At 58.3% G+C, this 25783-nt stretch carries 24 protein-coding genes and 2 pseudogenes; 17 read left to right on the top strand and 9 right to left on the bottom strand.

The window, feature by feature from the left end; translation table 11 throughout:
• The first annotated feature begins 51 nt into the window (after window positions 1–51).
• Window positions 52–1875 carry an NAD(P)/FAD-dependent oxidoreductase gene (locus tag GQ39_RS05745; RefSeq protein ID WP_047528050.1) on the top strand — a complete coding sequence of 608 codons (1824 nt, stop codon included), beginning with the start codon at window positions 52–54 and terminating at the stop codon, window positions 1873–1875.
• A 234-nt stretch (window positions 1876–2109) separates the two neighbouring features.
• Here the strand turns inward: GQ39_RS05745 and GQ39_RS05740 are convergent, their stop codons facing one another.
• Both GQ39_RS05740 and GQ39_RS05735 read right to left on the bottom strand, forming a co-directional pair.
• The gene (locus GQ39_RS05740; protein WP_047528048.1) at window positions 2110–2292 is read right to left on the bottom strand and encodes a DUF1289 domain-containing protein; all 183 of its coding nucleotides are present in this window, start codon (window positions 2290–2292) and stop codon (window positions 2110–2112) included.
• Between the two features lie 3 nt (window positions 2293–2295).
• A complete protein-coding gene (locus tag GQ39_RS05735; RefSeq protein WP_047538475.1) occupies window positions 2296–2667 on the bottom strand; it encodes a hypothetical protein in 372 nt (123 codons plus the stop codon).
• A gap of 216 nt (window positions 2668–2883) precedes the next feature.
• Between GQ39_RS05735 and GQ39_RS05730 the strand changes: the two genes are divergently transcribed.
• Complete coding sequence (locus GQ39_RS05730) at window positions 2884–4935, top strand: bifunctional DedA family/phosphatase PAP2 family protein (protein ID WP_236693080.1); 2052 nt, start codon at window positions 2884–2886, stop codon at window positions 4933–4935.
• Between the two features lie 56 nt (window positions 4936–4991).
• On the opposite strand, the pseudogene GQ39_RS05725 reads toward GQ39_RS05730, so the two are convergent.
• From GQ39_RS05725 to GQ39_RS05715, 3 genes and pseudogenes are all read right to left on the bottom strand, one after another.
• Window positions 4992–5258: pseudogene (locus tag GQ39_RS05725) on the bottom strand (MFS transporter); the annotation flags it as partial.
• Between the two features lie 2 nt (window positions 5259–5260).
• Window positions 5261–6631: a heavy metal sensor histidine kinase gene (locus GQ39_RS05720; protein WP_047528044.1), complete on the bottom strand. Its 1371-nt coding sequence runs from the start codon at window positions 6629–6631 to the stop codon at window positions 5261–5263.
• Window positions 6628–7299, bottom strand: a complete 672-nt coding sequence (locus tag GQ39_RS05715; RefSeq protein ID WP_047528043.1) for a heavy metal response regulator transcription factor — start codon at window positions 7297–7299, stop codon at window positions 6628–6630. The genes GQ39_RS05720 and GQ39_RS05715 overlap by 4 nt, the downstream gene beginning before the upstream one ends.
• Before the next feature lie 147 nt (window positions 7300–7446).
• Between GQ39_RS05715 and GQ39_RS05710 the strand changes: the two genes are divergently transcribed.
• The 13 genes and pseudogenes from GQ39_RS05710 (at window position 7447) to GQ39_RS05655 (ending at window position 17801) form a co-directional block, all read left to right on the top strand.
• The gene (locus GQ39_RS05710) at window positions 7447–7950 is read left to right on the top strand and encodes a GlcG/HbpS family heme-binding protein (protein ID WP_047528041.1); all 504 of its coding nucleotides are present in this window, start codon (window positions 7447–7449) and stop codon (window positions 7948–7950) included.
• A 10-nt stretch (window positions 7951–7960) separates the two neighbouring features.
• Window positions 7961–8371, top strand: a complete 411-nt coding sequence (gene uraH, locus GQ39_RS05705) for a hydroxyisourate hydrolase (RefSeq protein ID WP_047528039.1) — start codon at window positions 7961–7963, stop codon at window positions 8369–8371.
• A 361-nt stretch (window positions 8372–8732) separates the two neighbouring features.
• Window positions 8733–9506, top strand: a pseudogene (locus GQ39_RS33700) (PAS domain-containing protein); the annotation flags it as partial.
• Window positions 9507–9539: 33 nt separating this feature from the next.
• A complete protein-coding gene (locus GQ39_RS33695; RefSeq protein WP_269082068.1) occupies window positions 9540–10049 on the top strand; it encodes a methyl-accepting chemotaxis protein in 510 nt (169 codons plus the stop codon).
• 70 nt (window positions 10050–10119) lie between these two features.
• The gene (locus GQ39_RS05695; protein ID WP_047528036.1) at window positions 10120–10890 is read left to right on the top strand and encodes an EAL domain-containing protein; all 771 of its coding nucleotides are present in this window, start codon (window positions 10120–10122) and stop codon (window positions 10888–10890) included.
• 534 nt (window positions 10891–11424) lie between these two features.
• Entirely contained in the window at window positions 11425–12735 is a 1311-nt protein-coding gene (locus tag GQ39_RS05690; protein ID WP_047528034.1) for a flavin-containing monooxygenase, read from the top strand.
• 24 nt (window positions 12736–12759) lie between these two features.
• Window positions 12760–13176 carry a RidA family protein gene (locus GQ39_RS05685; protein ID WP_047528033.1) on the top strand — a complete coding sequence of 139 codons (417 nt, stop codon included), beginning with the start codon at window positions 12760–12762 and terminating at the stop codon, window positions 13174–13176.
• A gap of 123 nt (window positions 13177–13299) precedes the next feature.
• Window positions 13300–13977, top strand: coding sequence for a DUF1028 domain-containing protein (locus GQ39_RS05680; protein ID WP_047528031.1), 678 nt, complete (start codon window positions 13300–13302; stop codon window positions 13975–13977).
• Entirely contained in the window at window positions 13974–15122 is a 1149-nt protein-coding gene (gene argE, locus GQ39_RS05675; RefSeq protein WP_047528029.1) for an acetylornithine deacetylase, read from the top strand. Before GQ39_RS05680 ends, argE begins: the two co-directional genes overlap by 4 nt.
• Window positions 15123–15273: 151 nt before the next feature.
• Complete coding sequence (locus GQ39_RS05670) at window positions 15274–15663, top strand: VOC family protein (RefSeq protein ID WP_047528027.1); 390 nt, start codon at window positions 15274–15276, stop codon at window positions 15661–15663.
• Between the two features lie 50 nt (window positions 15664–15713).
• The gene (locus GQ39_RS05665; RefSeq protein ID WP_047528025.1) at window positions 15714–15926 is read left to right on the top strand and encodes a PLD nuclease N-terminal domain-containing protein; all 213 of its coding nucleotides are present in this window, start codon (window positions 15714–15716) and stop codon (window positions 15924–15926) included.
• Between the two features lie 748 nt (window positions 15927–16674).
• The gene (locus tag GQ39_RS05660) at window positions 16675–16965 is read left to right on the top strand and encodes a hypothetical protein (RefSeq protein WP_047528023.1); all 291 of its coding nucleotides are present in this window, start codon (window positions 16675–16677) and stop codon (window positions 16963–16965) included.
• A gap of 347 nt (window positions 16966–17312) precedes the next feature.
• Entirely contained in the window at window positions 17313–17801 is a 489-nt protein-coding gene (locus GQ39_RS05655; RefSeq protein ID WP_139213653.1) for a hypothetical protein, read from the top strand.
• A gap of 189 nt (window positions 17802–17990) precedes the next feature.
• On the opposite strand, the gene GQ39_RS05650 is transcribed toward GQ39_RS05655, so the two are convergent.
• From GQ39_RS05650 to GQ39_RS05635, 4 genes are all read right to left on the bottom strand, one after another.
• The gene (locus GQ39_RS05650) at window positions 17991–18539 is read right to left on the bottom strand and encodes a cupin domain-containing protein (protein WP_047528020.1); all 549 of its coding nucleotides are present in this window, start codon (window positions 18537–18539) and stop codon (window positions 17991–17993) included.
• A gap of 271 nt (window positions 18540–18810) precedes the next feature.
• Complete coding sequence (locus GQ39_RS05645; protein ID WP_047528019.1) at window positions 18811–20094, bottom strand: NAD(P)/FAD-dependent oxidoreductase; 1284 nt, start codon at window positions 20092–20094, stop codon at window positions 18811–18813.
• 53 nt (window positions 20095–20147) lie between these two features.
• Complete coding sequence (locus GQ39_RS05640) at window positions 20148–21638, bottom strand: aldehyde dehydrogenase (protein WP_047528017.1); 1491 nt, start codon at window positions 21636–21638, stop codon at window positions 20148–20150.
• A 189-nt stretch (window positions 21639–21827) separates the two neighbouring features.
• Window positions 21828–23204, bottom strand: coding sequence for a glutamine synthetase family protein (locus GQ39_RS05635; RefSeq protein ID WP_047528015.1), 1377 nt, complete (start codon window positions 23202–23204; stop codon window positions 21828–21830).
• 283 nt (window positions 23205–23487) lie between these two features.
• On the opposite strand from GQ39_RS05635, the gene GQ39_RS05630 reads away from it, so the two are divergent.
• Window positions 23488–24249 carry a gamma-glutamyl-gamma-aminobutyrate hydrolase family protein gene (locus GQ39_RS05630; protein WP_047528014.1) on the top strand — a complete coding sequence of 254 codons (762 nt, stop codon included), beginning with the start codon at window positions 23488–23490 and terminating at the stop codon, window positions 24247–24249.
• A gap of 374 nt (window positions 24250–24623) precedes the next feature.
• Window positions 24624–25766 carry a polyamine ABC transporter ATP-binding protein gene (gene potA, locus GQ39_RS05625; RefSeq protein ID WP_047528012.1) on the top strand — a complete coding sequence of 381 codons (1143 nt, stop codon included), beginning with the start codon at window positions 24624–24626 and terminating at the stop codon, window positions 25764–25766.
• Window positions 25767–25783: the final 17 nt, after the last annotated feature.

Below are 25783 nucleotides of genomic sequence, written 5' to 3'. Positions count from 1 at the left end.
GCCTTGCTGTGGGGCAAGTTGTACAAAAACAACAAGATCGGGAGACACCCCATGAACATCGCTGTCGAAACACCTCTGCAAACGCCGACTGCTCAGCTCGCGGCTTGGGTCGAACACCTCGGCGAGCGTCTCGCCCAACGTGATTTGGATGGCGCACTGGAACTGTTTGGCGAAGAGTGTCACTGGCGTGACCTGCTACTTTTCAGCTGGAATCTGGTGACCCTGGAAGGCAAGCCTGCCATCCGGGACATGCTCGAAACACGCCTCGACCAGACGCGTCCTGAGCGATGGAAGCTGGAAGGTGAGGCGACGCTGAGTAACGGCGTGCTCGAAGGCTGGATCAGCCTGGAAACCGATACGGCGCGAGGTAAAGGCTACGTGCGTCTAAAGGAGGGACTGTGCTGGACGCTGCTGACGGCCATGCGTGAACTCAAAGGCTTTGAAGAGCCCAGCGGCCGCCGTCGTCCAATGGGTGCCAATCATGGTCACACCCATGCCGACAAACGCAACTGGCTGGAACGCCGTCGTGATGAAGAAGCTTCGCTCGGCTTCACCGCACAACCTTACTGCCTGATCGTGGGCGGCGGCCAGGGTGGGCTGGGGCTCGCTGCGCGGCTCAAGCGAATGGGCGTACCCACCCTCATCGTCGACAAGGCCGAGCGCCCTGGCGATCAGTGGCGTGGCCGCTACAAGTCGCTGTGCCTGCACGACCCTGTCTGGTACGACCACATGCCTTACCTGCCCTTCCCCGATCACTGGCCAGTGTTTACCCCAAAAGACCAGATTGGCGACTGGCTGGAAATGTACACCAAAGTGATGGAGCTCAATTATTGGCCGCGTACGGAATGCCTGAGCGCCAGTTTTGACGAGCAAAGTGGCGCCTGGAAGGTTGAAGTGCAGCGCGATGGCAAGCGTGTGACGTTACAACCTACCCAGTTGATCCTCGCCACCGGCATGTCTGGCGTACCCAATGTTCCCCGTTATCCGGGTGCCGAGGTGTTCAATGGACAACAGCATCATTCCAGCCGCCATCCCGGCGGAGATGCCTGGAGCGGCAAGCGTGCGGTGGTCATCGGTGCGAACAATTCGGCTCACGATATCTGCGCCGACCTGGTGGAGAACGGTGCCGAGGTGACCATGGTGCAACGCTCCAGCACCCACATCGTGCGTTCCGACAGCTTAATGGATCTCGTCTTCGGCGGGCTCTACTCTGAAGACGCCCTGGAGACGGGGTTGACCACGGACAAGGCCGACATGCTGTTCGCCTCGATCCCCTACAAGGTCATGCCAGACTTTCATCGACCCATCTTTGACGCGATCAAGGAGCGTGACAAGGAGTTCTACGAGCGCTTGACCAAGGCCGGCTTCATGCTCGATTTCGGTGACGACGAGTCTGGCCTTTTCATGAAGTACGTACGCCGTGGTTCTGGTTACTACATCGACGTCGGCGCCTCCGAACTGATCGCTAATGGCACGATCAAGCTCAAGAGCGCGCCCGGCCTGGGTGTAGAACGCATCGAAGCAGATGCCGTCGTACTCAACGATGGCAGCCGATTACCGGCGGATCTGATCGTCTACGCCACGGGCTATGGCTCAATGAACGGTTGGGCGGCGAAGCTGATTTCCCAGGAAGTCGCTGACAAGGTCGGCCGCTGCTGGGGCCTGGGTTCTGGAACCACGAATGATCCTGGCCCGTACGAGGGCGAACTGCGCAACATGTGGAAGCCAACACAGCAGCAAAACCTCTGGTTCCACGGTGGCAACCTGCACCAGTCACGGCATTATTCGCTGTATCTGGCACTGCAGTTAAAAGCGCGCTTCGAAGGCATCGACACATCCGTCTACGGCCTTGCCGAAAGCCACCACACTGGCTGAGTCAAATGGCGCCCAACCGTGGTTGGGCGCCTCTCCACAATGCCCCGGATGCAGCCTGAAGATACCCGCCCGGGCTCCCCGTTGCCCGGTTTCAGCGTCAGGAATAGTGTTGAGCTAATGCCGCAGAGCACGCCAATGCCCTGAATGTGGCATCAGGGCAGGTGTCTTCGCCGGACGCTGACTTTCCGACAACAAGCCCAATCGGTGTTGCTCGGTATTGATGCGTATAAAGATTCAAGCGTTCTTTTTTTGCAGGCTTTTCAGACGCAGCGTCGCACGCTGCACAGCAGCCATCTTTTCCGGGCGCTTCATGCGCTTCCATTTTTTGATGTCCTCCTTGGTGCGACCGCAGCTCAGGCAAAGCTCGCTGTTCAGTTGGCAAACAGAAATACAGGGGTTTTCGATATCCTTGGCCATGCTTCAACTCTTCATAAAGCGTTTACGCGCCAAGCGCTGCTGCCAGTCACCCGCGTTCATCCGCCGACATTGCTCTTCACTGTCGAAGTGCAGGTGAGCCATCACTTGGCTGATTTGAATACCCGCTGCGAGTAGCGCCTGAGTGGTCAGCTCAAGCATACGTTTGTCCTGTCCACAGGCAAGCGCTTGATTCCTGCTGGCGAGGGTGTCGAAAACCCAAACAACTATCAGGCTGGATGGGAACAGCGCGTAATCCACCTCGTGGGTCAACCAGGAGAAACCCACAATCTCCGCTTTGGCCGTCTCGCAGGCCTCGGTAAGGGCGGTAATCAGGCGACGCTCAAGTTGTGCCTGTTCGCGCTTGCTCAAAAGCATATATCGATCCTTACTTTCATCTCGGCGGTGCTGCGTATGTTGCCGGGAGGAGTGTTTCCCGACCATTATCAACTGTTTGGCAACGTCAAATACCACGAGAAACCAGCCCAAGGATGTGTTGAGTTCAAACACGCGGAAGTCGCCCTGACGGGAAGACACGCGCCTTGATCGCCTTAGGGCCGACATTGCATAGGTTGCCCGCGAATGATGACGTACATGGTCTCATCAATCATCGAGTTCCTCACGGCAAATCCACATGTTGCCTACCTGGCGGTGTTTCTTCTGGCGCTTTCCGAGTCGATCCCGATTATCGGCGCTGTCATTCCCGGCACTGCCGTGATTCTCACGCTCAGTGCCTTGGTACCGAGCGGCGTATTACTGCTCTGGCCGTTGTTGGTCGCCGCCACGGCAGGTGCCATCGCGGGTGATGGTCTTTCGTTCTGGCTCGGGCATCGATACAACCGCGAAATTCTTGGTTTCTGGCCTCTGAGCCGCCACCCTGAACTGATTCAGAGAAGCGAGGCCTTCTTTGAGCGTCACGGCGCCAAGAGTGTGTTTTTCGCGCGCTTCGTACCGGGTGTCCGCGCCGTCATCCCCCTCCTCGCCGGCATGTTGGGGATGACGGCCAGTCGATTCTATGCCGTCAATATTGTCTCGGCGCTCGCTTGGGCTTCGTCGCATATCCTGTCCGGTGTACTCGTTGGCGCAACATTCAGCATTCTTGGAGCGGCTGCCAAGCCGCTGGCGATCCTGCTGGTCGTGCTACTCGCTGTGGGCTGGGCACTCCTGTACATCGTGCGCTGGACGTTGCGTCGCGGCATCCCCGACGTCATCGACGCATTGGGCCGCCTGCAGTGCCGGGTCGGGGCTCACGACACCTGGTTGAGCCGCCGTCTCAGCCATTTACTCGATCCTTCGCGGCCCGAAGCACGAACTCTCGCAGTGTCAGCCGTGCTTCTCGTCGGTGCAGCCTGGCTCTTCTTTGGCATCCTTGAAGATGTCATCACCGGCGAACCGTTGCTGCTCGTCGACAGTGCGATATACCACGTGCTCCAGGATCTTCGAACAGTGCCAGGCGATGCGGTGATGATCGCCATTACAGAGCTCGGCGACACTACAGTCGTGGCTGCGGTAACGCTGGCTGTCTTGTCATGGCTCATCTGGAAACGCGCCTGGCGTACAGCGGCCTATTGGCTGATTGCGATTGCCGGCGCTTCAGCACTCAACTCGGTCATCAAAGTGGCGCTGCATCGAGTTCGCCCCGGCGAGCTTCTCTACTCCGGCTGGAGTGCATTTTCCTTCCCTAGCGGCCATAGCACGGTCAACGTCGTGCTCTACGGTTTCCTCGCCTTTCTCATCGCGCGTGATTTGCACCCGGCCTGGCGCCTCGTGGTCGCTCTCGGCGCAGCAATCCTGATATTTCTGATCGCCTCCTCGCGCCTCTACCTCGGTGCGCATTGGTTTTCCGACGTTATCGGGGGATTGGCATTCGGGTCGGCCTGGCTGGCGCTGCTCGGACTGTCCTACCTACGACGCCAGGCTGGACACGTTGGACCAAAGGGCCTACTCGCCGCCGGATGTTCAGCACTGATACTTGTGGGGGGACTCAATATCTATCGCAGCCATGCCACCGATATCGACCGCTATGCTGTGAAAGCAACGACTCCAGGCATGACCGCCACCGATTGGTGGGCGTCGGGCTGGCAGCAAGTGCCGGTACGACGTATTGACCTCACGGGCGACACAAATGAGCCCATGTCGTTCCAGTGGGCCGGTGATCTGAACGACTTGCAAGATATCCTGCAAAAACAAGGTTGGAACGACTCGGCAGACTGGACACCAATGAACGCACTGAATTGGTTTAACTTCCAGACTGGCCCGGCAGCTCTCCCGGTCATTCCATTTTTCGCTGGCGGTCGCCTCCCTTGTCTCACCCTCGTTCGAGCGAATAGTGATGAAGCTTTGAGCCGTTCGCGTCTCGTACTTCGCGTATGGGTCGTCGAATTGGAGCTTACAAACGAACGGACTTCATCGCTGTGGATGGGCTCGGTTGTCGAGGAACGCATTTATCACCCCATGTCCCTCATTACCTTGACGTCTACACAGCCTGATGTGAATGCGCCACGAAGCACGCTGGCTGTTGCTTTTGGCGATGCACGACTTGTGCCTCGCCCTCCAGGTACGGCAGACGGGGATTGGGATGGCAAAGTCCTGTTAGCTCGCCATACCAAAACCACCCGTGGCCAAAGCGCTCTGTGCAACCGGTGAGTTGCTCAATCCGATCGCCATTCTTCGGCACCCTGCCTGAACAATTATTGTTTCTGGAGTAACAGCAATCCTTTGCGCCGCCCTATAAAGTCGCTGATAGCACCCGAGAATATTTTGACGAGCATTGCGGTCGACTCGGCAATCCCCTCGATGACCCCGACGGTCAATGCACTCGCACCCAATGTCGTCACCAAAAATACAGGTAGCAAGCTGTGTACCAGCTCAGAAGACAGATCCATGAACAGGCTGACAAAGCCCAACGCCCAGATCGTCCCCGGAATGCGAAGACGCTCGGCTTTCGTGGTTGGACTTTCGCTACTCATATTCAAGCGTTTCCAAGGGGAAACTCCAAGTGAAAGCTCGTACCTGCTTCAGTGCTATCAACGGATACGCGACCGCCATGCAGTTGCATGATTGAGCGAACAATGGCCAATCCCAGCCCCCCGGAATCGTCGGGTTGATTGCGTGAGGGGTCACACCGGTAAAAGCGCTCAAACAATCGCGGCAGATGCTCTGCTGCAATCGGCTCGCCGTGGTTGTGCACTGTGATTTCGAGCGTGTCCTGCGAAACCTCGCTGCTGACCGTCACTGCCGAGGCGGGCGTTGCGTAGCGCAGCGCATTGGCCAGCAAGTTAGCCAATGCTCGACGGATCAAGCCTGGATCACCCCGCAACTGATCCTGAGTCTGGTTGATCAGTTGCACATCTCGCTCCTGCGCCACGCCTTCGAAATACTCACATAGCTGCTCGATCAGATCGTGCAGGTTGATTTGCTCGAATTTTACGCAAGCGTTTGGCTGCTCGGTGCGAGCGAGAAACAGCATGCTGTCGATCATTCGGGCCAGCCTTTCATACTCTTCCTGATTGGAAACCAGCAGGTTCTGATAGTCCTCAATAGAGCGACTGCGCCTCAGGGCTTGCTGGGTATGTCCCATCAGGTTGCCAAGCGGGGTTCGCATCTCATGGGCGAGATCTTCCGAGAAGCGTGAAAGCTGGGCGAATCCGTCCTCAAGGCGTGCAAGCATCTGGTTGAGGGCGCTACAGAGCAGCTTGAGCTCATTCAGTTCGTTGAACTGATCCAGCCGCAGATGCAGATGCTGCACATCGATTCCGGCTGCGCGCTTGGCCAGCAGGCGCACAGGGTGCAAGCCTCGTTGACTGACCCACCAGCCGAGTGCAAAAGCCAGAAGCGCACCGACTGACATGGCCAGCCAGAGCTTGAGCCGGTAAGCCCCCAGCATCTGGTCGCGCTCCCCCAGCAACTTGCCAGCAATCAGGGTCAAACCGCGATCACCCTGTATGACATCCTGCCAGGCAAGTCGCACTGGCTCGGAGGAGTGATCGTCAACGAGGCGAGCGTGGGGTGCAGCGGGTAACTTCGGCAACGTCATTCGCACTGGATTGATTTCGATTAACACCTTGCCAGTGTCATCGACGATCCATAGCAGACTGTCGCGATTGCCCAACATGTTTTCGTAGAGCTTGGGCCGACCTCGCAGTTGCTCGATGCTGTCGCTATCGCTGATCAAGGCTTGCATTCGCTCCAGGCGCCCCAGCAGGGCCTGATCATCGCGCCAGGCAATCTCTCGCTGCAACGATTGATAAAGATAAAAACCAATGGAGCCCAGTAACAGCGTGCTGACCAGGGCGAACATGATCGCCAGGCGCAGGCTCAGGGTGCGCGGAAACAGTTTCAGGATTGCACCTCAAGCATGTAACCGATGCCGCGCACCGTGTGTATCAACTTCACCGCGTAAGGATCGTCAACCTTGGCCCGCAGCCGACGGATGGCGACATCAACCACATTGGTGTCACTGTCGAAGTTCATCTGCCAGATCTGTGAGGCAATCAGCGAACGCGATAACACCTCCCCTTCACGACTGAGCAGCAGATGCAGCAGGGCGAACTCCTTGTTGGTCAGGGTGAGGCGTTCTCCATTGCGCGTGACCTTGCGTCGCAACAAGTCCAGGCTCAGGTCGCCAGCCACAAAATGCTCAACCTCGCGAGGCGGGCCACGGCGTAGCAAAGTGCGTACGCGTGCCAACAGCTCGGCATAGGAAAAGGGTTTGACCAGATAATCATCGGCCCCCAACTCCAGCCCTTTGACCCGATCATCCACCGAATCACGTGCGGTGAGAAACAGTACCGGGGTCTGCCACTTACGCCGGATGATTTGCAGCAATTGCCAGCCATCCAACCCCGGCAGCATGACATCCAGAATGATCAGATCGAACTCACTCTCCTGTGCCAAATGCTGGCCATCCAGCCCGTCAAGGGCGATCTCTACCACATAGCCCGATTCAGTCAGGGCTTTGCGCAGGTAATCCGCCATTTTCGTTTCATCTTCAACCACCAGGATACGCATTTTTTCCTCCAGGACTGGAGCACAGGCTAGCCCGCTTCGCTGATTTCTCACATTACATCTTGGTAATGCGCAGGCAATCATTCTGACGGGGTGCGCTGGTCATGATGTCTGGCAATGACTCAGACAGACTCAACCCAAGGAAACAGCATGCGTACAAGCCTATCGACTTCATTGCTCATCACACTCGCCATGAGCTCTGCATTCGCCGTTGCAGCCCCGGATCAAGTTGTGCAGCGCAAGGACGTGTCACTGGCAATGGCCAACGATTTGCTAAATGCCGCGCTGACGGCCTGTCACGCCGATGGCCGCACAGCCGTTGCCGCAGTGGTCGACCGTGGCGGCAATCTGGTTGCCGTGCAACGCGATGACAATGTCGGCCCGCACAACACGTTAGCCGCGCAACGCAAAGCCTATACCGCCCTGTCGACCAAGACTTCGACGCGGTTGCTGGCTGAACGCGCTCGCGCGAATCCGGATGCTGAAAACCTCAACACCCTTGATGAGTTGTTACTGCTCGGTGGAGGCGTGCCATTGAAATTTGAGGGTCAGGTCATCGGCGCCATCGGCGTGGCCGGTGCGGGCGGGGCTGCAAACGATGAAGGTTGTGCAGAGGTTGCTATTAACAAAGTTTTACCCGCCGTTAAAAACTAAGGACATCCCCATGACTGTATTGAAAAGCTTCTTCGCTGGCGCTGTATTGAGTGCCCTTTCAGCCCTTGCATCAGCAGCGGCAAATCCATTGAGCGTGCATGTACTCAACTTGCAGGATGGCCTGCCCTCCCCTGGCGTGAATGTCACGCTGGAAAAACAGGATGGAAAAAACTGGGACATGCTCAACAGCGCGGCAACCAACGAGCAAGGTCGTATCACCGGGCTGTATCCGGAAGGTCGGGGTCTGGAAAAAGGTACCTACCGTGTCACCTTCAAGACCGGTGAGTGGTTCAAAGCGCACAAAACGTCCAGCTTCTTTCCGGAGGTACCCGTCATTTTTGAAGTGGACGGTACCGTTCCTCACTACCACATCCCGTTGCTTCTCAGCCCTTATGGCTTCTCCACCTACCGAGGAAATTGATCGTCAAGCGATACCCAATGATTAGACAGCCGCCCCGACTCGAAGGGGCGGCACTCTCACAGAAAGAACAGCGTCCATCCTCAGCCTGCTCCCGGGCCCGCTTGATACAAACCTATACAAGAAAACGTCCTACGCACAAGAATGCTCAGGCATCGAGTGCGCTGTCGATTATGCCCCAGCTGCGCAAACCAACCCTCAATTGCCAACGCTCGATCCCCCTACCCGATTAATGCATGACCCGCGATCAACATCCATCCTTCGTGTTCAATCTCGAATTTTCTTGTACAATTACTACAGCAATGTATAACTTTTGCGTTAGCTTGATGAAAGTGCCAAGCAGTCCATATCCACTGAGGTACGTATGTTCAACTCGCAAATCAAGAAAAAGCTGGCCCTCAGCCAGCAGCGCTTGGCTGACTGCGAAGCCACCCTCGCCGCATTAGGTGGCTCCATGGCGCTGATTGAGTTCCAGCCTGATGGCACGGTCCTCGGCGCGAACAACAATTTCCTGAGAATAATGGGCTATCGCCTTGAGGAAATTCACTCCAGGCATCACCGCTTGTTCTGTACACCACAATGCGCCAACAGCGTCGCTTATCAAGATTTCTGGTCACGCCTGAGTAAGGGTGAGTTCATAAACGACCGCTTCCTGCGCCTGGACAAACAGGGGCGTGAGATCTGGCTGGAGGCCAGTTATAACCCTGTTCGCGACGCCTCTGGACAGGTGATCAAGGTCGTCAAGATTGCGTCTGATGTCACTGCCCGGGTGCAGAAGGAACAAGAGCAGGAGAGCCAAATCAAGGCGATTAACCGTTCCATGGCAACCATTGAGTTCAACCGGCTGGGAGAAGTCATCAGCGCCAACGAAAACTTCCTTGCCGTGATGGGTTACCGTCTCGATGAGATTGTTGGCAAGCACCATCGTCTGTTCTGTGAGCGTAGCGAAAGTGAATCCAATGAGTATCGCCAGTTCTGGGAGCGCCTGAATCAAGGCGAGTTTTTCTCCGGCAACTTCAAGCGCCTCGACAACCGGGGACACACCGTCTGGTTACGTGCGACTTACAACCCCGTGTTCGACGCCAACGGCAGCCTGTATAAAGTCGTCAAGTTTGCGAGCGATATCACGGCTCAGGTTCTCCAGCAGGAAGCTGAGTCACGAGCAGCACGCATGGCCTATGAGACTTCATTGAAAACCGACGATACAGCACACGAAGGTGCCCGAGTGGTGCAGGAGACGGTGGATGTCATGCAAAGCCTGGCGGGCGAATTGAATCACGCAGCCGAAGGTATCAATGATGTCAGTCAACAGTCGGAAGTCATCAGCAGCATCGTGCAGACCATCCGTGGTATCGCCGAACAAACAAATCTTCTAGCGCTAAACGCCGCCATCGAAGCGGCTCGTGCCGGAGAGCAGGGTCGAGGTTTTGCGGTGGTCGCTGACGAAGTGCGCAATCTGGCTTCGCGCACAAGCCAGGCCACCCTCAAGATTGTCGAGGTGGTGCAGCACAATCGTGAATTGGCCAAGGGCGCGGTGGCCAGGATGGAGGCGAGTAAAGACAAGGCGGAACAAGGAGTCAAATTAGCCGGTGAGGCTGGTCAAGTGATACTGGATATTCAGGACAGTGCTCGCCAAGTCGTACAGGCAATCAGCAATTTCTCGTCGACTTTGGCACGATGAGTCAGCCTTGCGGCATGTACAAAACCCTGGCTCGGTCGACACACTAATCATTATTAAAATAAGGTCTCGAATGAACACGAAATCACCCATAGTCCCTCCTTGCAGTGCCTGTAGAGAAGGCGATGCACTGGATTTTGAGTTCAGTATGGCGTTCCAGCCAATCGTAGACCTGCGCGACAACAGTATTTTTGCCTACGAGGCTTTGGTACGTGGTTGCGATGGCAGTGGTGCCGCCGCCATTCTTGGAAAGGTGAACGAACAGAACCGTTATGCCTTTGACCAAGCATGTCGCGTCAAGGCTGTCGAGCTTGCTTCACGCCTGAAAATCCCCTGTTTTGTCAGCATCAACTTCTTGCCCAACGCGGTGTATCAAGCAGCCACATGCATTCGTGCGACGCTTGAAGCTGCACGCAGATTTGGTTTTCCCACAGAAAGACTGATTTTCGAGATCACCGAAAACGAAGAACTGGTGGACAAGGAACATCTGAAAAGCATCATTCGAGAATATCGTCTTAAAGGCTTCAAGACGGCGATAGATGATTTCGGTGCCGGGTACTCAGGGCTCAATTTGCTGGCAGAGTTTCAACCCGACATCATCAAACTGGACATGGCCCTGGTACGTAGCATCTGCACTGACCCGGTGCGACAGGCAATCGTCCAAGGCATCCTCGGTGTATGCAAAGCGCTCAACATTGAAGTGATTGCAGAGGGCGTAGAGACCAATGCCGAACTACAGCAGTTACTGACCCTGGGCATTAACTTCTATCAAGGCTATCTGTTCGCAAAGCCCGAATACGAAACACTGCCAAACGTGGCTTGGCCAACCCCGACCATTGGCTGAAAGGTTTACTCACGTTGAGTCCTGGCCCTAAAACTGAAGCGCCCTGGGGCAACGAGCAACGTTGAGACGAAAAAAACCCGCAGGACTGCGGGCTTTCTTCACAGGGCAAGCTATCGATTTGCGTCAGGGAAAATAAATATTTTTCTGTGAACGCGCTCAGTCCCGGATTTCCGAGGGGGTCGATCCTGAAATCTTCCGCCTGTATTGCCTCAGAGATCAGCAGTTCGCCTGTGTTCAAGAGGTTTGGCCAAGTGCCTGCGCAGAGGCTTGAGCCCGGTACCGGTAAACTCAGGAAATGCTCGGTGAAGATCGTTTAAGCGGCTGATATCGAGAACGCAACCTGCCTGCTGTGTTGTCGACGCCTTTCAATTCTCCGCCGGGCCCCCAAGCCAGGGGGGCAAAGGCTCTGCATCAGTTATTTATACTCAAATGCCAGCTTAATAATATTTTACCGATATCAGGGTGATCCCTAGTCTTGACCCCAAGAGATGGCAGGCCACACGCGGTTTGAATCCAACTTCAAAGGGTATTGAGATGACCACTGTAAAAATAAAAACAGATACGCTGATTGTGGGCGCCGGTCAGGCGGGTGTGGCCATGAGCGAGCACCTGAGCAAACTGGGCGTGCCGCATCTGGTGCTGGAGCGTAACCGTATCGCCGAACGCTGGCGCACCGGCCGCTGGGATTCGCTGGTGGCCAATGGCCCGGCCTGGCACGACCGCTTTCCCGGCCTGGCGTTCGACGACCTGAGCCCTGACAGCTTTGCCCCAAAAGAGCGGGTGGCCGATTACTTCGAAGCCTACGCGAAAAAATTCAACGCCCCGATCCGCACCGGCGTCGATGTGTTGAAGGTCGAGCGCAATGTCGGTCGCCCCGGGTTCACCATCGAAACCTCCGAAGGCGTGATCGAAGCCGCCCGCGTGGTCGCCGCCACCGGTCCTTTCCAAAACCCGGTCATCCCGCCGATCGCGCCGAAAGATCAGCCATTGCTACAGATCCACTCGGCTGATTACCGCAACCCTGGGCAATTGCCTGAAGGCGCCGTTCTGGTCGTCGGCGCCGGCTCGTCGGGAGTGCAGATTGCCGACGAGTTGCAGCGTGCGGGCAAGCAGGTCTACCTCTCGGTAGGCGCCCACGATCGCCCTCCCCGCGCCTACCGCAACCGTGATTTCTGCTGGTGGCTGGGGGTGCTGGGCGAATGGGATCAAGCGGCGATGAAGCCCGGTCGGGAACACGTGACCATTGCCGTCAGTGGTGCCCATGGCGGGCGGACCGTGGACTTTCGCGGGCTTGCCCATCGCGGCATGACCCTGGTCGGCCTGACCCAGTCGTTCGATGGCAGTGTGGCGACTTTCCAGCCGAACCTGGCCGAGAACCTGGCCCGGGGCGATGAGAACTATCTGGCGCTGCTCGATGCCGCCGATGCCTACATCGAGCGCAACGGCCTGGACCTGCCGCAAGAACCGGAAGCGCGGATAACTTTCCCCGATCCCGAGTGCGTGACCCATCCGATCCTGCAGCTGGACCTGGCCAAGGCCGGCGTGACCTCGATCATCTGGGCCACCGGTTTTGCCACCGATTACAGCTGGCTGAAGGTCAACGCCTTCGACGCCAACGGCAAGCCGCAGCACCAGCGCGGCGTATCGAGCGAGCCCGGGGTGTATTTCCTCGGTCTGCCGTGGCAGTCGCGACGGGGTTCGTCGTTTATCTGGGGCGTCTGGCACGACGCCAAATACGTGGCTGACCAGATCGCCATCCAGCGTTCCTACCTCGACTACCACGATGCGGCGCAACGGCAGGCCGAAGCGGCCCCGGTTGCCCTTGAAACCACGGTCAGTGCCTAAGCCTTTTTCTGTCAGGAGCATCAAATGTCCACGCCAACCCATACCCGCATTCGCATGTTCAACACCAAACAAACCTACCCGAACCAGAGCCTGGACAACGACCTGTGCCAAGCGGTCCGGGCCGGCAACACCGTCTATGTGCGCGGCCAGGTCGGTACTGACTTCGAAGGCAACCTGGTGGGCCTGGGTGACCCGCGTGCGCAAGCCGAGCAAGCCATGCGCAACGTCAAACAGTTGCTGGAAGAGGCCGGCAGCGACCTGAGCCACATCGTGAAAACCACCACCTACCTGATCGACCCACGCTACCGCGAACCGGTCTACCAGGAAGTGGGCAAATGGCTCAAAGGCGTGTTCCCGATTTCCACCGGGCTGGTGGTGTCGGCCCTGGGGCAGCCACAGTGGCTGATGGAGATTGATGTGATTGCGGTGATTCCCGAATAGACCGAGTGGCTGCCATCGCTGGCAAGCCAGCTCCCACAGGGATCGTCGCATCCACACATCATCTGTGGGAGCGGGCTTGCCCGCGATGAGGCCCGCCCAGACACCTCACCAAGGAGCACACCTATGACCTTTTCCATCGCCGCACGCTGCCCCGAAACCGGTCAATTCGGCATCGCGATCAGTTCTTCGAGCATCGCCGTCGGCGCCCGCTGCCCCTGGCTGTTGCCCGGTGTCGGCGCGGTGTCCACGCAAAACATCACCCTGCCGTCCCTCGGCCCGGAAGTCCTGGCCCTCATGGAGCAAGGCCTCGCGCCGGCCGAGGCGCTGGACAAGGTGCTAACCCGCAACGGTTACAGCCAGTATCGGCAGGTCACCGCCATCGACCACCTCGGCCGCACCGCGCACTTCAGTGGCGCGCAAACCCTGGGCAACCACAATGCCGTGTCAGGCGAACAATGCGTGGCGGCGGGCAACATGCTGGCCGATCGTTCGGTGATCGAGGCCATGGTCCAGGCGTTCGAGCACGGCGAAGGTCAACTCGCCGACCGCCTGCTCGCCGCGATGAAAGCGGCCATTGCCGCGGGCGGCGAAGCCGGGCCGGTGCATTCGGCGGCGATGGTCGTGGTGGGTGAACTGACCTGGCCGATCATCAACCTGCGGGTCGATTGGGCCGACGAAAACCCGATCGGTCAGTTGGAAAAGCTCTGGGACGCCTATCGCCCGCAGGTTCAGGACTACATCGACCGCGCCCTCGCTCCCGACAAATCCCCCGGCTACGGCGTCGCCGGAGACGACCGATGAACAGCAGCCGCGATTTGCTGAAAACCCTGGTGGCTTTCGACACCACCAGTCGCGAATCCAACCTGCAGCTGATCGAGTTTGTCCGCGATTACCTCGCGCGCTTCGATGTGCCTTGCGAACTGATCTACAACGAGCAGCGCAGCAAGGCCAATCTGTTCGCGACCCTCGGCCCGGCGGATCGTCCGGGCATCGTGCTGTCGGGGCATACCGACGTGGTGCCCGTGGACGGCCAGCCGTGGACCGTCGCGCCGTTCGAACTCAGCGAGCGCGACGGCAAGCTCTACGGTCGCGGCACGGCGGACATGAAAGGCTACATCGCCTGCGTGCTGGCCCTGGTTCCGGCGCTGGTAACGGCCAACCTGCGGCGGCCGGTGCACATCGCCCTGTCATACGATGAAGAAGTCGGCTGCCTCGGCGTGCGGTCCTTGCTCAAAGCCCTGGAACAGCGCCCCATCAAACCGATGCTCTGCATCATTGGCGAGCCCACCGAACTCAAACCGGTGCTTGGCCACAAGGGCAAACTGGCGATGCGTTGCGACATTCACGGCCAGGCCTGCCATTCCGCCTATGCGCCGCAGGGGGTCAATGCCATCGAATACGCCGCCGAACTGATCGGTGAACTGGGACGCATCGGCCACCGGCTCAAAGCCCCCGAGCATCACGACGCGCGCTTCGACCCACCGTTCAGTACCGTTCAAACCGGCGTCATTGCCGGCGGCAAGGCCTTGAACATCGTCCCCGCCGATTGCCGCTTCGATTTTGAAATCCGCGCCCTGCCCTCACACGATCCGAGCGAGGTGGCGCAGGCACTGAAGACCTACGCCGAGCAACAGGTATTGCCGCGCATGCGCGCCGTGAGCGAACAGAGCGAGATTCGCTTCAGCGAGTTATCGGCGTATCCCGGCCTGGCAACCGAAGCCCACAGCGAAGCCGCCGAGCTGATCGCCGGGTTTTCCGGTTCCCGAGTGTTCGGCACCGTAGCCTTCGGCACCGAGGGCGGGCTATTTGACGCCGCAGGAATACCCACCGTGGTCTGCGGGCCGGGCAGCATGGATCAGGGGCATAAACCGGACGAATTCGTCAGCCTGGAGCAATTGAACGGCTGCGATGAAATGCTGCAAAGGATGCTGCTGTCGATCAGTTGAATCACAAGCATCACAAAACCCCGTGGGAGCGGGCTTGCCCGCGATGAGGACCTGACATTCAACCTCCATGTCGACTGTCCAGTCCATTGCGAGCAAGCGCTGCGACTCTGCTACATTAGCCCCGCCCTATCAAAACAAGGAATGTTCACCCATGAAATTCGGCTACCTGATCGTCTACGTCGCCAACGTCCCCGCCTCATTGCAATTCTTCGAAACCGCGTTCGGCCTCACCACGCGATTCCTCCACGAATCCAACACCTACGGCGAACTCGAAACCGGTGAAACCGCCCTGGCTTTCGCCGCCGACGAACTGGCCGCCATGAACTTCAACGGCGGCCACATCAGCGCCCACACCAGCGTGAAACCGCTGGGCATGGAAGTCGGCCTCGTCACCGACGACGTCCCCGCCGCCCACGCCAAAGCCCTGAACGCAGGGGCCAGCGAGGTGGCCGCCCCGCTGATCAAACCCTGGGGCCAGACCGTCTCCTACGTGCGCTGCCCGGACGGAACGCTGGTGGAACTTTGCACCGCAATAAAATGAACCCCTCGCCCGCTCGCTCGCCTAACGAATTGACTATCAGGAGGTGAGCCATGCAAATCGAAACAATCTGGATCGTACTCGCCGCCGTTCTGCTGCTGATCGAGCTGTGGGCGATCAACCGGGTGCGAAAAGCCGAGGGCAAATCCAGCAACAGACTGGTGTGGATGGTGGTAATTGTGTTTGTGCCGCTGTTCGGGCTGATTGCGTGGGCAGTGGCCGGCCCCAAGCATGTGGCGCAAAACCCGCATTCATCGCAGGCCTGAAAGGTCGCTGGATGCACCGAGATCACTCTCTGGAAACTGCACGGCTTGAACGACAAAGCCCCGGTGATTCGTAACGCTGTTCAGTTAAGAGATAGAGCGAGCCAGCAGTAACCTGTGGCGAGGGAGCTTGTCGGAACGCCGCCCGGAGCAAGCTCTCTCGCCACACATACTGTGTTCGTACATAACCAAACAGCTTTGCCGATCAATCGGAGCTTTGTCTTTTCCCACAACCGAATCCACATGGAAGCCGTCGAAGACGACGGCCCCAGTCGGACGCACCTTTGATTTTGGACTTCCGAAAACCCTGTAGGAAATTACCTCTTGTGGCGAAGGGGCTTGCCCTCGTTGGGCAGCGAAGCGGCCCCAAACCCTGCCCCCGATTTCCCAAGACCCTGCGCACTGTCCGAAATGCCGCTAAAGCCCGTAAACATTGGCTATCAGCCTTGCCAAAACGCCCGCCAACGCGTCCTACAGCCCGGTTGCGAGCATGAAAATGGGCGCCTATATTCGCCTCGCCGCTGACACAAATAGTGATGGGTTTCGCAGCCCCCTGGATTGACACCAAAGAACCGTCAGGCATGATTCGGCCGCTTTTGGTTGCATTAGTTTTATGGCGGTTGTGCGTGGGAGACCTTCGGGTCTGCCGGGTTTTTGGTGGAGGTCCCCGGTCTGCGAACCCGCGCACAGCTGCCACCCATTTGTTTCGCAGCAGAAAGGTGGCAATTCTTCTTTTATCAGGATTTTCACCATGTCGAATCAACACCCACCCCGTCGCTTCACCCCCATGTCCCAATTCGCCACCCACTACCCCGTCCTGCTCATCGACAGCGACGCCCCGCTGCGCGAACTGCACAACTGCGTCAGCGAACGCCTCAACGCCGTCCTCCAATACCTGCACCTCATGGCCTGCACCAGCCTCCCCGACTCCGCCGAAAACGACATCAACACCATCACCAACATCGCCCGGATCATGATCCAGGATGTGAGCGATGTGTTTCGGGTGATTGAGCAGCGAGGGTTTGAGGTGCCGAAGGGGTAGTGACGACTTTTAGCTGCAAAACAACCCGCAGGTTCTGCGGGTTGATGGCCTGGGTCATTTCACAACCAACAGAGCCCTGACCGTTCAGGGGTTTGTTGTTTATGCCGGGGTGGTTGGGGCTAAAAACCGATCAACCATGGCGCCCCCTGTCCTCCCACCAATGAGTAATAGCGGCACACTGGATATTCGTAAAATGTCACTCAATAAAATCAAAACAAACAAAAAGGTCTAGTGAACTGTCATTAATGACAGTAGCAGCCAACAAGCATCCCCACATAGCATCTGTCATGAATCAAAACCAACTAAGTAAACCCTAACAAAAGCAAGAAACAAGTCAGGTGATCATCGTGAACGAATCAGAATTGCTTAACAATGAAGTAGAAGCTGACGTCGAAGAACATCTAAAAAAAACCGGCTCATACATTCGCCCCAAATCCCACACCGTTTCAGACTATTGGGAAGGTGCGCCAACAGGTTTAATTACTGCGACAGGGGGGATAGGAGCTGGAAAAAACCAATTCATAGCGGATGTAGAATTCAGATATCGAAAAGATGGGCAAACATGGCACATCATGATTGATAGATACAGAATGGTCGCCATGGGGTATCCACCCAAGTATCGGGCCAATATAAATATTGAATTCACGAGCGCTGGGCACTCTTCTGGAAAGCTTGTATCCCCGGATGCCATGTGGCAGGACAACGCGTGGCACAGCTACGAACGCATCATGAAGGTTTCGAGTGATTTAACTTCAGGTTTCCGGATGGGAATTGAAGTTGACTTTGATGGTCCAGACGGCGGGGGGTGGTTCTGGACGTACAAAAATTTCGCCTGATCAGGCGTTGAAGAGTCGAGTGTTGCGAGGCGCTTAAATACCTGGCGCAAATCCCTGTTTTCGAAACCCGTGTTTGAAACTTTGACTCAACAGTTTGCCCGACCAGCCGCAACCAAAAAATCCGACGCCTGAACGGGCATCGGATTTTTTATTAACCACCGTGAATGTAACGCCTGTCAGTAACCCATATCAGAAGTTCGCCGGCGTATTCGCACTGATAATCTCTGCCTCATCCGCCCCGATATTGCGGAACCGATGGGGCAAGGTCGTCGGGAAGTAATAGCCATCCCCGGCATTCAATACGCTGATCTGCCCATCCACCGTCAATTCAACCGTGCCACGCGTGACGAGCCCGCACTCCTCGCCTTCGGCGTGGACGATCGGTTCTTCCCCGGAGCTGGCGCCCGGCGCGTATTGCTCGCGCAGCAAGCGCATCTGCCGGCTCGGTACGGAGGCGCCGATCAGCAGCAGGCGCAGGCCGTTGCGGCCCAGGTCTGGCTGTTCGTTGGCGCGGAACACGTATTGATGCTCGCGCGGGGGTTGATCGAAGGTGAAGAAGTCCGCCAGGGACATGGGAATGCCTTCGAGCAGCTTTTTCAGGGAGCTGACGGAAGGACTGACGCGATTCTGTTCGATCAGGGAAATGGTGGCATTGGTGACGCCGCTACGCCGGGCCAGCTCGCGCTGGGACAGTTTGTAGCTTTCGCGTACTAATTTGAGTCGAGAACCCGTATCCATGACAGCCTTATGCAAGAACGACTTAAGGGTAATGGGGGTGGAAAACAGGCGCGGATCCTGCCGTTTTCCCTGTCCCTGAACCGTGAAAGGCGGCTATTAAATCACGTTTGTTGGTGTTGCTCAGCAGGTTCGATAAACGGTGGTCGAAAATGGCCTCGGCCTTGATGCAATACAACTGTGGAAGCGAGCCTGCTCCCACAGGTCGTTGCGGTGTTTCTGCATTTTAAAAAGCCGGCGACACCTTTTAGGGCGACCGCCGGCGAGGTAAAGCTTAGATACCGAAACGGTCGCGCAGCGAGTAGTACGCGGCGCCCATGGCGGTGAGCGGGGCCTGGAAGGTGCGGCCGCCGAACATCGGCATGTGTGGCAGCGAGGCGAACGCGTTGAAGCGTTCGGCGTCGCCACGGATCATTTCCGAGATCAGTTTGCCGGCCAGGTGCGAACAGGTGACGCCGTGGCCACTGTAGCCCTGCATGTAGTAGGCGTTTTTCTCGATACGGCCGAATTGCGGCATGCGCGACATGGTCAGCAGGAAGTTGCCGGTCCAGCGGTAGTCGATCTTCACGTCCTTCAATTGCGGGAAGGTCTTGAGGATTTTCGGGCGGATCAGTTGCTCGATGTCGTCCGGTTCGCGCGCGCCGTAGACCACGCCACCGCCGTAGAGCAAGCGGTTGTCGGCGGTCAGGCGGTAGTAGTCGAGCAGGTAGTTGCAGTCTTCGACGCAGTAGTTGTTTTTAATCAGGCTGCGCGCCTGTTGCTCCGTCAACGGCTCGGTCACGACGATCTGCGAACCGCACGGCATGCTCTTGCTGGTCACGCGGTTATCCAGGCCTTGCGGCAGGTAGGCGTTACCGGCGATCAGCAGGTACTTGGCACGGACCACGCCCTTGGCGGTGCGCACGGTGATCGGTTCGCCGTAGGTGATTTCCACCGCTGCCGATTGCTCGAAGATCTTGCCGCCCAGGCCAATGATCGCCGAGGCCTCACCGAGGGCCAGGTTCAGCGGATGAATATGGCCGCCCTGCATGTCCAGCAGGCCGCCGACGTAGGCATCGGAACCCACTTCGCGCTTGATGTCGGCCGCGTCGAGCATTTTCAGGTTCTTGTTGCCGTAGCGCTCCCAGCTTTTTTTCTGCTCGGCCAGGCCTTTGAGTTGCTTCTTGTTCATCGCGGCGAAGATGCCGCCCGGGCGGTAGTCGCACTGGATATCGTAGTGCTGTATGCGCTGACGGATGATGTCGGCGCCTTCGAAAATCATGCTGCCCAGGACTTCGGCCGTCTTGTCGCCATAGCGCTCTTCGATGACATCGACGTCGCGGCTGTAGGAGTTGACCAGTTGACCGCCGTTACGACCGCTGGCGCCGAAGCCGACCTTGGCGGCTTCCAGCACGGTGACGCTGTAACCCGCTTCGGCGAGGAACAGTGCCGAGGACAGGCCAGTGTAGCCGGCGCCGATCACGCAGACGTCGCATTCCACCAGTTCTTCGAGCACCGGGAAATCGCCGGTGAAGTTGCGGGTGGCGGCGTAGTAGCTGTTTACATGTGTTTGTTTCATAGGTTTCTCCGAGGGTCGCCGGCAACGTGCAAGCGACCGCCGCTTAAAAGGGCTTAGAGCTTGATCCAGGTCGCTTTGAGTTCGGTGTACTTGTCGAACGCATGCAGCGATTTGTCCCGACCGTTACCCGACTGCTTGAACCCGCCGAACGGCGCGGTCATGTCGCCGCCGTCGTACTGGTTGACCCAGACGCTGCCGGCGCGCAGGCCACGGGCGAAGGTGTGGGCCTTGCTCAGGTTGCTGGTCCAGACCCCGGCCGCCAGGCCGAAGATGCTGTCGTTGGCAATCGCCAGGGCTTCTTCGGCGGTGTCGAAGGTGATGAGCGACAGTACCGGGCCGAAGATCTCTTCACGGGCGATGGTCATGGCGTTGGTCACGCCGTCGAAGATCGCCGGTTCCACGTACAGGCCACCGGTCTCTTCGAGGGTGCGGCTACCGCCGGCGATCAGTTGAGCGCCCTGCTCCTTGCCGATGCCGATGTAGCGCAGCACGTTATCCAGCTGACGCTGATCGACCACGGCGCCGACGGTGGTCGAAGGATCGAGCGCATGACCCGGTTTCCAGGCTTGCAGGGCTTCGACCAGCAGCGGGATGAACTGATCGCGGATCGAACGCTCCACCAACAGGCGCGAGCCGGCGGTGCAGACTTCGCCCTGGTTGAAGGCGATGCCGCTGGCTGCCGCCTGGGCGGCTGCGCGCAGGTCCGGTGCGTCGGCAAAGACCACGTTCGGGCTCTTGCCGCCGGCTTCCAGCCAGACGCGCTTCATGTTGCTCTGCCCGGCGTAGATCATCAGTTGCTTGGCGATCGCCGTGGAACCGGTGAAGGCCAGCACGTCGACATCCATGTGCAGCGCCAGCGCCTTGCCGACGGTGTGGCCGAAGCCCGGTAGGACGTTGAACACGCCTTTGGGGATGCCCGCATCCAGCGCCAGCTGCGCGATGCGGATCGCCGTCAATGGCGACTTTTCCGAAGGCTTGAGGATGAACGAGTTGCCCGCCGCCAGGGCCGGGGCGAACTTCCAGCTGGCCATGATCAGCGGGAAGTTCCACGGCACGATGGCCGCGACCACACCCGCCGGTTCACGGGTGACCAGGCCGAGTTGATCGTGGGGCGTGGCGGCGACTTCGTCGTAGATCTTGTCGATGGCTTCGGCGGTCCAGCGGATCGCGTTGGCGGTCGCCGGAATGTCGATGCTCATGGAGTCGCTGATCGGCTTGCCCATGTCGAGGGTTTCGAGCAGCGCCAGTTCTTCCTGGTTGGCCAGGATCAGATCGGCGAAACGGATCAGGATGCGCTTGCGCTCGACCGGGGCCAGCCTGGACCAGACGCCGGACTCGAAGGTACGCCGGGCAACGGCGACGGCGGCGTTGGCATCGGCTTCGTCGGTGCTGGCGACGTTCGCCAGAAAGCGACCGTCGACCGGGCTGATGCATTCGAACGTGGCACCAGTGGCGGCCGCGCAGTACTGGCCGTCGATGAAGGCACGGCTTTCGATGGTTAGGGACTGGAAGCGTTGCTCCCAGTCGCTGCGAGTAATTGTCATTGTTGTGACTCGACGCAGGGGAATAGGTGGTCTCGGGCTGAATGCCAGCCAATCAAGGCATTGAAATGCAGTCCCCTGTGGGAGCGAGCCTGCTCGCGATAGGGGTGGATCAGTCAGCATTAGTATCGTCTGACACTCCGCTATCGCGAGCAGGCTCGCTCCCACAGGTGTTGCATTGGGTTCTGCCCGTCAGACGGTATGCAGGTACCAGTTGTACTCAAGATCGGAGATGGAGTTCTCGAACTCGGCCAGCTCGCTTTCCTTGCACGCCACGAACACGTCGATGTACATCGGGTCGATGTATTTGGCCATGACTTCGCTGTCGTCCAGCTCGCGCAGTGCGTCGCGCAGGTTGTTCGGCAGGCTCTGTTCGTTCTGCTCGTAGCTGTTGCCTTCCACCGGGGCGCCCGGCTCGATCTGATTGGTCAGACCGTGGTGCACACCCGCCAGGACCGAGGCCATCAGCAGGTACGGGTTGGCATCGGCACCGGCCACGCGGTGTTCGATGCGCACGGCGTCCGCCGAACCGGTCGGTACGCGCACCGCCACGGTACGGTTGTCGATGCCCCAGCTCGGCGAGTTCGGCACGTAGAACTGTGCGCCGAAGCGACGGTAGGAGTTGACGTTCGGGCAGAGGAACGCCATCTGCGCCGGCAGGGTCTCGAGCACACCGCCGATCGCGTGACGCAGTGCGGCGTTCTGCTCGGGATCCTCGCTGGCAAAGATGTTCTTGCCTTCTTTGTCGAGAATCGAGATGTGGACGTGCAGACCGTTGCCCGCCTGGCCCGGATAAGGCTTGGCCATGAAGGTGGTGTCCATCTCGTGGTCGTAGGCGATGTTCTTCACCAGACGCTTGAGCAGGACCGCGTAGTCGCACGCCTTGATCGGGTCGGACACGTGGTGCAGGTTCACTTCGAACTGCGCCGGGGCACTTTCCTTGACGATGGCGTCGGCCGGAATGCCCTGCTCTTTCGCGCCTTCGAGGATGTCTTGCAGGCAGTCGACGTATTCGTCGAGGTCGTCGATCAGGTACACCTGGGTCGAGATCGGACGCTTGCCGGATACCGGCGAACGTGGCGACTGCGGACGACCGTTCACGTTGTCCTGGTCGATCAGGTAGAACTCCAGTTCGAACGCGGCGCAGATGGTCAGGCCGAGGTCGTCGAACTTGCGCACTACATTGGCCAACACTTCACGCGGGTCAGCGAAGAACGGTTCGCCTTCCAGCTCGTGCATGGTCATTAACAGTTGCGCGGTCGGGCGCTTCTGCCATGGCTCGATGCTCAGGGTGCCGGGGATCGGGTAGCAGATTCGGTCAGAGTCGCCGATGTCCAGGCCCAAGCCGGTGCTTTCCACCGTCGAGCCATTGATGTCCAGCGCGAACAGCGACGCCGGCAGGTTGATGCCTTTCTCGTAAACCTTATGAAGACTGGTGCGTTCGATGCGCTTGCCGCGCACCACACCGTTCATATCCGCAATCAGAAGGTCGACGTACAAAACCTCAGGATATTTCTTAAGGAATGCGTTTGCTTCGTTGAGTTGAACGGTACGCAGAGGGACCGACATGATGCACCTATTTTTTACTGTTAATTATTATGTTCACCGCCCTTTCACGAGCCCAGTCAATCCGAAAGGCAAAGTGAAGTCAATAGCGAACACTCAGCCTTTCAGCGTTTATTTTAGGGCCTCTCAGCGGCACGGGAGTGCCATATCATCGCTCAAACGCAGGTAAATCCTGATCTTCAGACGTACGGCGTTTAGAATTTTTTACATGAGAGTTGTTAATTAAAATCAACAAGGCTAAGCTCCGGAAAAGCTCGTTCAAGTGTGAAACTTCGAGGTGATAAAAATGGCATTCAAGCCATTGATCGGCGTTACTGCATGCGTCAAACAGATTGGCCTGCACCCCTACCATGTCAGCGGCGACAAGTACTTGCGTGCTGTCAGCGTTGCGGCACTGGGGCTGCCCGTCGTCATTCCTTCCCTGGCTGAACTGACCGAAATCGATGATCTGCTGCCGCAGCTCGACGGTTTGTTGTTGACCGGCTCGCCTTCGAACGTGGAACCCTTCCACTATCAAGGCCCGGACAGCGCTCCCGGCACGGAACACGATCCCCAGCGGGATCGCACCACCCTTCCCCTGATTCGTGCGGCCATTGCGGCTGGCGTCCCGGTGCTCGGCATCTGCCGTGGCTTTCAGGAGATGAACGTGGCGTTCGGTGGCAGCCTGCATCAGAAGGTCCATGAGTTGCCCGGCTTCCTCGATCATCGCGAAGCCAACCACCCTGACCTGGCGGTGCAATACGCACCAGCGCACACAGTCGACGTGCAACCGGGCGGCGTGTTCCAGGCACTGGACCTGCCCACGCAATTCCAGGTCAATTCGATTCACAGCCAGGGCATCGACCGACTCGCCCCCGGCCTGCGCGCCGAAGCGCTCGCGCCGGACGGCTTGATCGAAGCGATTTCGGTCGAGCACAGCAAGGCCTTCGCCCTCGGCGTGCAATGGCACCCGGAATGGCAGGTTCTGTCGAATCCGCCCTACTTGAGAATTTTCCAGGCGTTTGGTGATGCGTGCCGGCAACGGGCGGCGCTGCGTCATGGGCGCTGACTGACGAACTCAAACACGATTCAACGATTTCACTGCCCCCGTGAGTCAGGCGGGCGCGCTTGTGCGCGTCGGTCCCTCACGACAACAACACACTGCAATAACAACAAGCACCACCAGGCAGCCAGGACGGCGGCGCCGAATAAACCCGAGCGGTATGGGTGAGTTCGATCAGCAAATGCAATTCCATGTGGGAGCGAGCTTGCTCGCGATAGCGATATGTCAGGCGACATCGATGTCGACTGTCCTGACCTCATCGCGAGCAAGCTCGCTCCCACAGGGTCCGCGTTCTGAGCGAAGTCCCCGATACGGGTTTGCAATCAACTATTAAGTCAGGCCGCGTTGGCCCGACGACTGAAACCTGTTGGGAGTTTCAAATGGCAAACGCCTCCAGCATCTACAGGAAGGCTCTTGAAGGTCACCAGGCACCGAAAAAGGTGTTGGTGAAAGTCGACCGCGTCACCAAGAAATTCGACGAAACCACCGCTGTGGACGATGTGTCCCTGGAAATCCATCAGGGCGAAATCTTTGCCCTGCTCGGTGGCTCCGGCTCCGGTAAATCGACGCTGCTGCGCATGCTCGCCGGCTTCGAACGGCCGACCGAAGGCCGGATCCTGCTCGACGGTGTCGACATCACCGACATGCCGCCCTACGAGCGGCCGATCAACATGATGTTTCAGTCCTACGCGTTGTTCCCACACATGACCGTGGCGCAGAACATCGCCTTCGGCCTTAAGCAGGACCGTTTGCCAGCCGCGGAAATCGACGCCCGCGTGGAAGAAATGCTGCGCCTGGTGCACATGACCCAATACGCCAAGCGCAAACCCCATCAATTGTCCGGCGGACAGCGTCAGCGCGTGGCCCTGGCCCGCTCCCTGGCCAAGCGGCCGAAGCTGCTGTTGCTCGACGAACCGATGGGCGCACTGGATAAAAAGTTGCGTTCGCAGATGCAACTGGAGCTGGTGGAAATCATCGAGCGCGTGGGCGTGACCTGCGTGATGGTGACCCACGACCAGGAAGAGGCCATGACCATGGCCCAGCGCATCGCCATCATGCACCTGGGCTGGATCGCCCAGATCGGCAGCCCGGTGGACATCTATGAAGCACCGGTCAGCCGCATGGTCTGCGAGTTCATCGGCAACGTGAACGCCTTCGAAGGCACCGTCGTCGAAGACCTGGAAGGTTACGCGATCATTCACAGCCCGGACCTGGAACAGAAGATCTACGTGGGTCACGGCGTCAGCACTTCGGTGCAAGACAAGTCGATCACCTACGCCATCCGCCCGGAAAAACTGCTGGTCAGCACCACCAAGCCAGAGGCCCGCTACAACTGGTCCAGCGGCAAGGTGCATGACATCGCCTACCTCGGCGGCCACTCGGTGTTCTACGTGGAGCTGCCTGGCGGCAAGATTGTGCAGTCGTTCATGGCCAACGCCGAACGCCGTGGCGCACGTCCGACCTGGGACGATCAGGTCTACGTGTGGTGGGAAGACGACAGCGGCGTGGTACTGCGCGCATGAGAACCTTCAATCAGCAA

This window comes from Pseudomonas sp. 11/12A (assembly GCF_000800055.1).
Classification (GTDB): Bacteria; Pseudomonadota; Gammaproteobacteria; order Pseudomonadales; family Pseudomonadaceae; genus Aquipseudomonas; species Aquipseudomonas mohnii.
The sequence above is the reverse complement of the archived record's forward strand: the minus strand, read 5'-3'. Positions and strand labels throughout refer to the sequence as shown.

What these genes read in the sequence shown, in the direction of transcription:
- GQ39_RS05630 (WP_047528014.1), top strand. Translation starts at nt 23,488, where the DNA reads ATGGCATTCAAGCCATTGATCGGCGTTACTGCATGCGTCAAACAGATT.
- GQ39_RS05685 (WP_047528033.1), top strand. Translation starts at nt 12,760, where the DNA reads ATGTCCACGCCAACCCATACCCGCATTCGCATGTTCAACACCAAACAA.
- GQ39_RS05730 (WP_236693080.1), top strand. Translation starts at nt 2,884, where the DNA reads ATGGTCTCATCAATCATCGAGTTCCTCACGGCAAATCCACATGTTGCC.
- argE (WP_047528029.1), top strand. Translation starts at nt 13,974, where the DNA reads ATGAACAGCAGCCGCGATTTGCTGAAAACCCTGGTGGCTTTCGACACC.
- uraH (WP_047528039.1), top strand. Translation starts at nt 7,961, where the DNA reads ATGACTGTATTGAAAAGCTTCTTCGCTGGCGCTGTATTGAGTGCCCTT.
- GQ39_RS05650 (WP_047528020.1), bottom strand. Translation starts at nt 18,539, where the DNA reads ATGGATACGGGTTCTCGACTCAAATTAGTACGCGAAAGCTACAAACTG.
- GQ39_RS33695 (WP_269082068.1), top strand. Translation starts at nt 9,540, where the DNA reads ATGGCCTATGAGACTTCATTGAAAACCGACGATACAGCACACGAAGGT.
- GQ39_RS05690 (WP_047528034.1), top strand. Translation starts at nt 11,425, where the DNA reads ATGACCACTGTAAAAATAAAAACAGATACGCTGATTGTGGGCGCCGGT.
- GQ39_RS05735 (WP_047538475.1), bottom strand. Translation starts at nt 2,667, where the DNA reads ATGCTTTTGAGCAAGCGCGAACAGGCACAACTTGAGCGTCGCCTGATT.
- GQ39_RS05740 (WP_047528048.1), bottom strand. Translation starts at nt 2,292, where the DNA reads ATGGCCAAGGATATCGAAAACCCCTGTATTTCTGTTTGCCAACTGAAC.
- GQ39_RS05745 (WP_047528050.1), top strand. Translation starts at nt 52, where the DNA reads ATGAACATCGCTGTCGAAACACCTCTGCAAACGCCGACTGCTCAGCTC.
- GQ39_RS05660 (WP_047528023.1), top strand. Translation starts at nt 16,675, where the DNA reads ATGTCGAATCAACACCCACCCCGTCGCTTCACCCCCATGTCCCAATTC.
- GQ39_RS05680 (WP_047528031.1), top strand. Translation starts at nt 13,300, where the DNA reads ATGACCTTTTCCATCGCCGCACGCTGCCCCGAAACCGGTCAATTCGGC.
- GQ39_RS05695 (WP_047528036.1), top strand. Translation starts at nt 10,120, where the DNA reads ATGAACACGAAATCACCCATAGTCCCTCCTTGCAGTGCCTGTAGAGAA.
- GQ39_RS05715 (WP_047528043.1), bottom strand. Translation starts at nt 7,299, where the DNA reads ATGCGTATCCTGGTGGTTGAAGATGAAACGAAAATGGCGGATTACCTG.
- GQ39_RS05670 (WP_047528027.1), top strand. Translation starts at nt 15,274, where the DNA reads ATGAAATTCGGCTACCTGATCGTCTACGTCGCCAACGTCCCCGCCTCA.
- GQ39_RS05645 (WP_047528019.1), bottom strand. Translation starts at nt 20,094, where the DNA reads ATGAAACAAACACATGTAAACAGCTACTACGCCGCCACCCGCAACTTC.
- potA (WP_047528012.1), top strand. Translation starts at nt 24,624, where the DNA reads ATGGCAAACGCCTCCAGCATCTACAGGAAGGCTCTTGAAGGTCACCAG.
- GQ39_RS05710 (WP_047528041.1), top strand. Translation starts at nt 7,447, where the DNA reads ATGCGTACAAGCCTATCGACTTCATTGCTCATCACACTCGCCATGAGC.
- GQ39_RS05640 (WP_047528017.1), bottom strand. Translation starts at nt 21,638, where the DNA reads ATGACAATTACTCGCAGCGACTGGGAGCAACGCTTCCAGTCCCTAACC.
- GQ39_RS05635 (WP_047528015.1), bottom strand. Translation starts at nt 23,204, where the DNA reads ATGTCGGTCCCTCTGCGTACCGTTCAACTCAACGAAGCAAACGCATTC.
- GQ39_RS05665 (WP_047528025.1), top strand. Translation starts at nt 15,714, where the DNA reads ATGCAAATCGAAACAATCTGGATCGTACTCGCCGCCGTTCTGCTGCTG.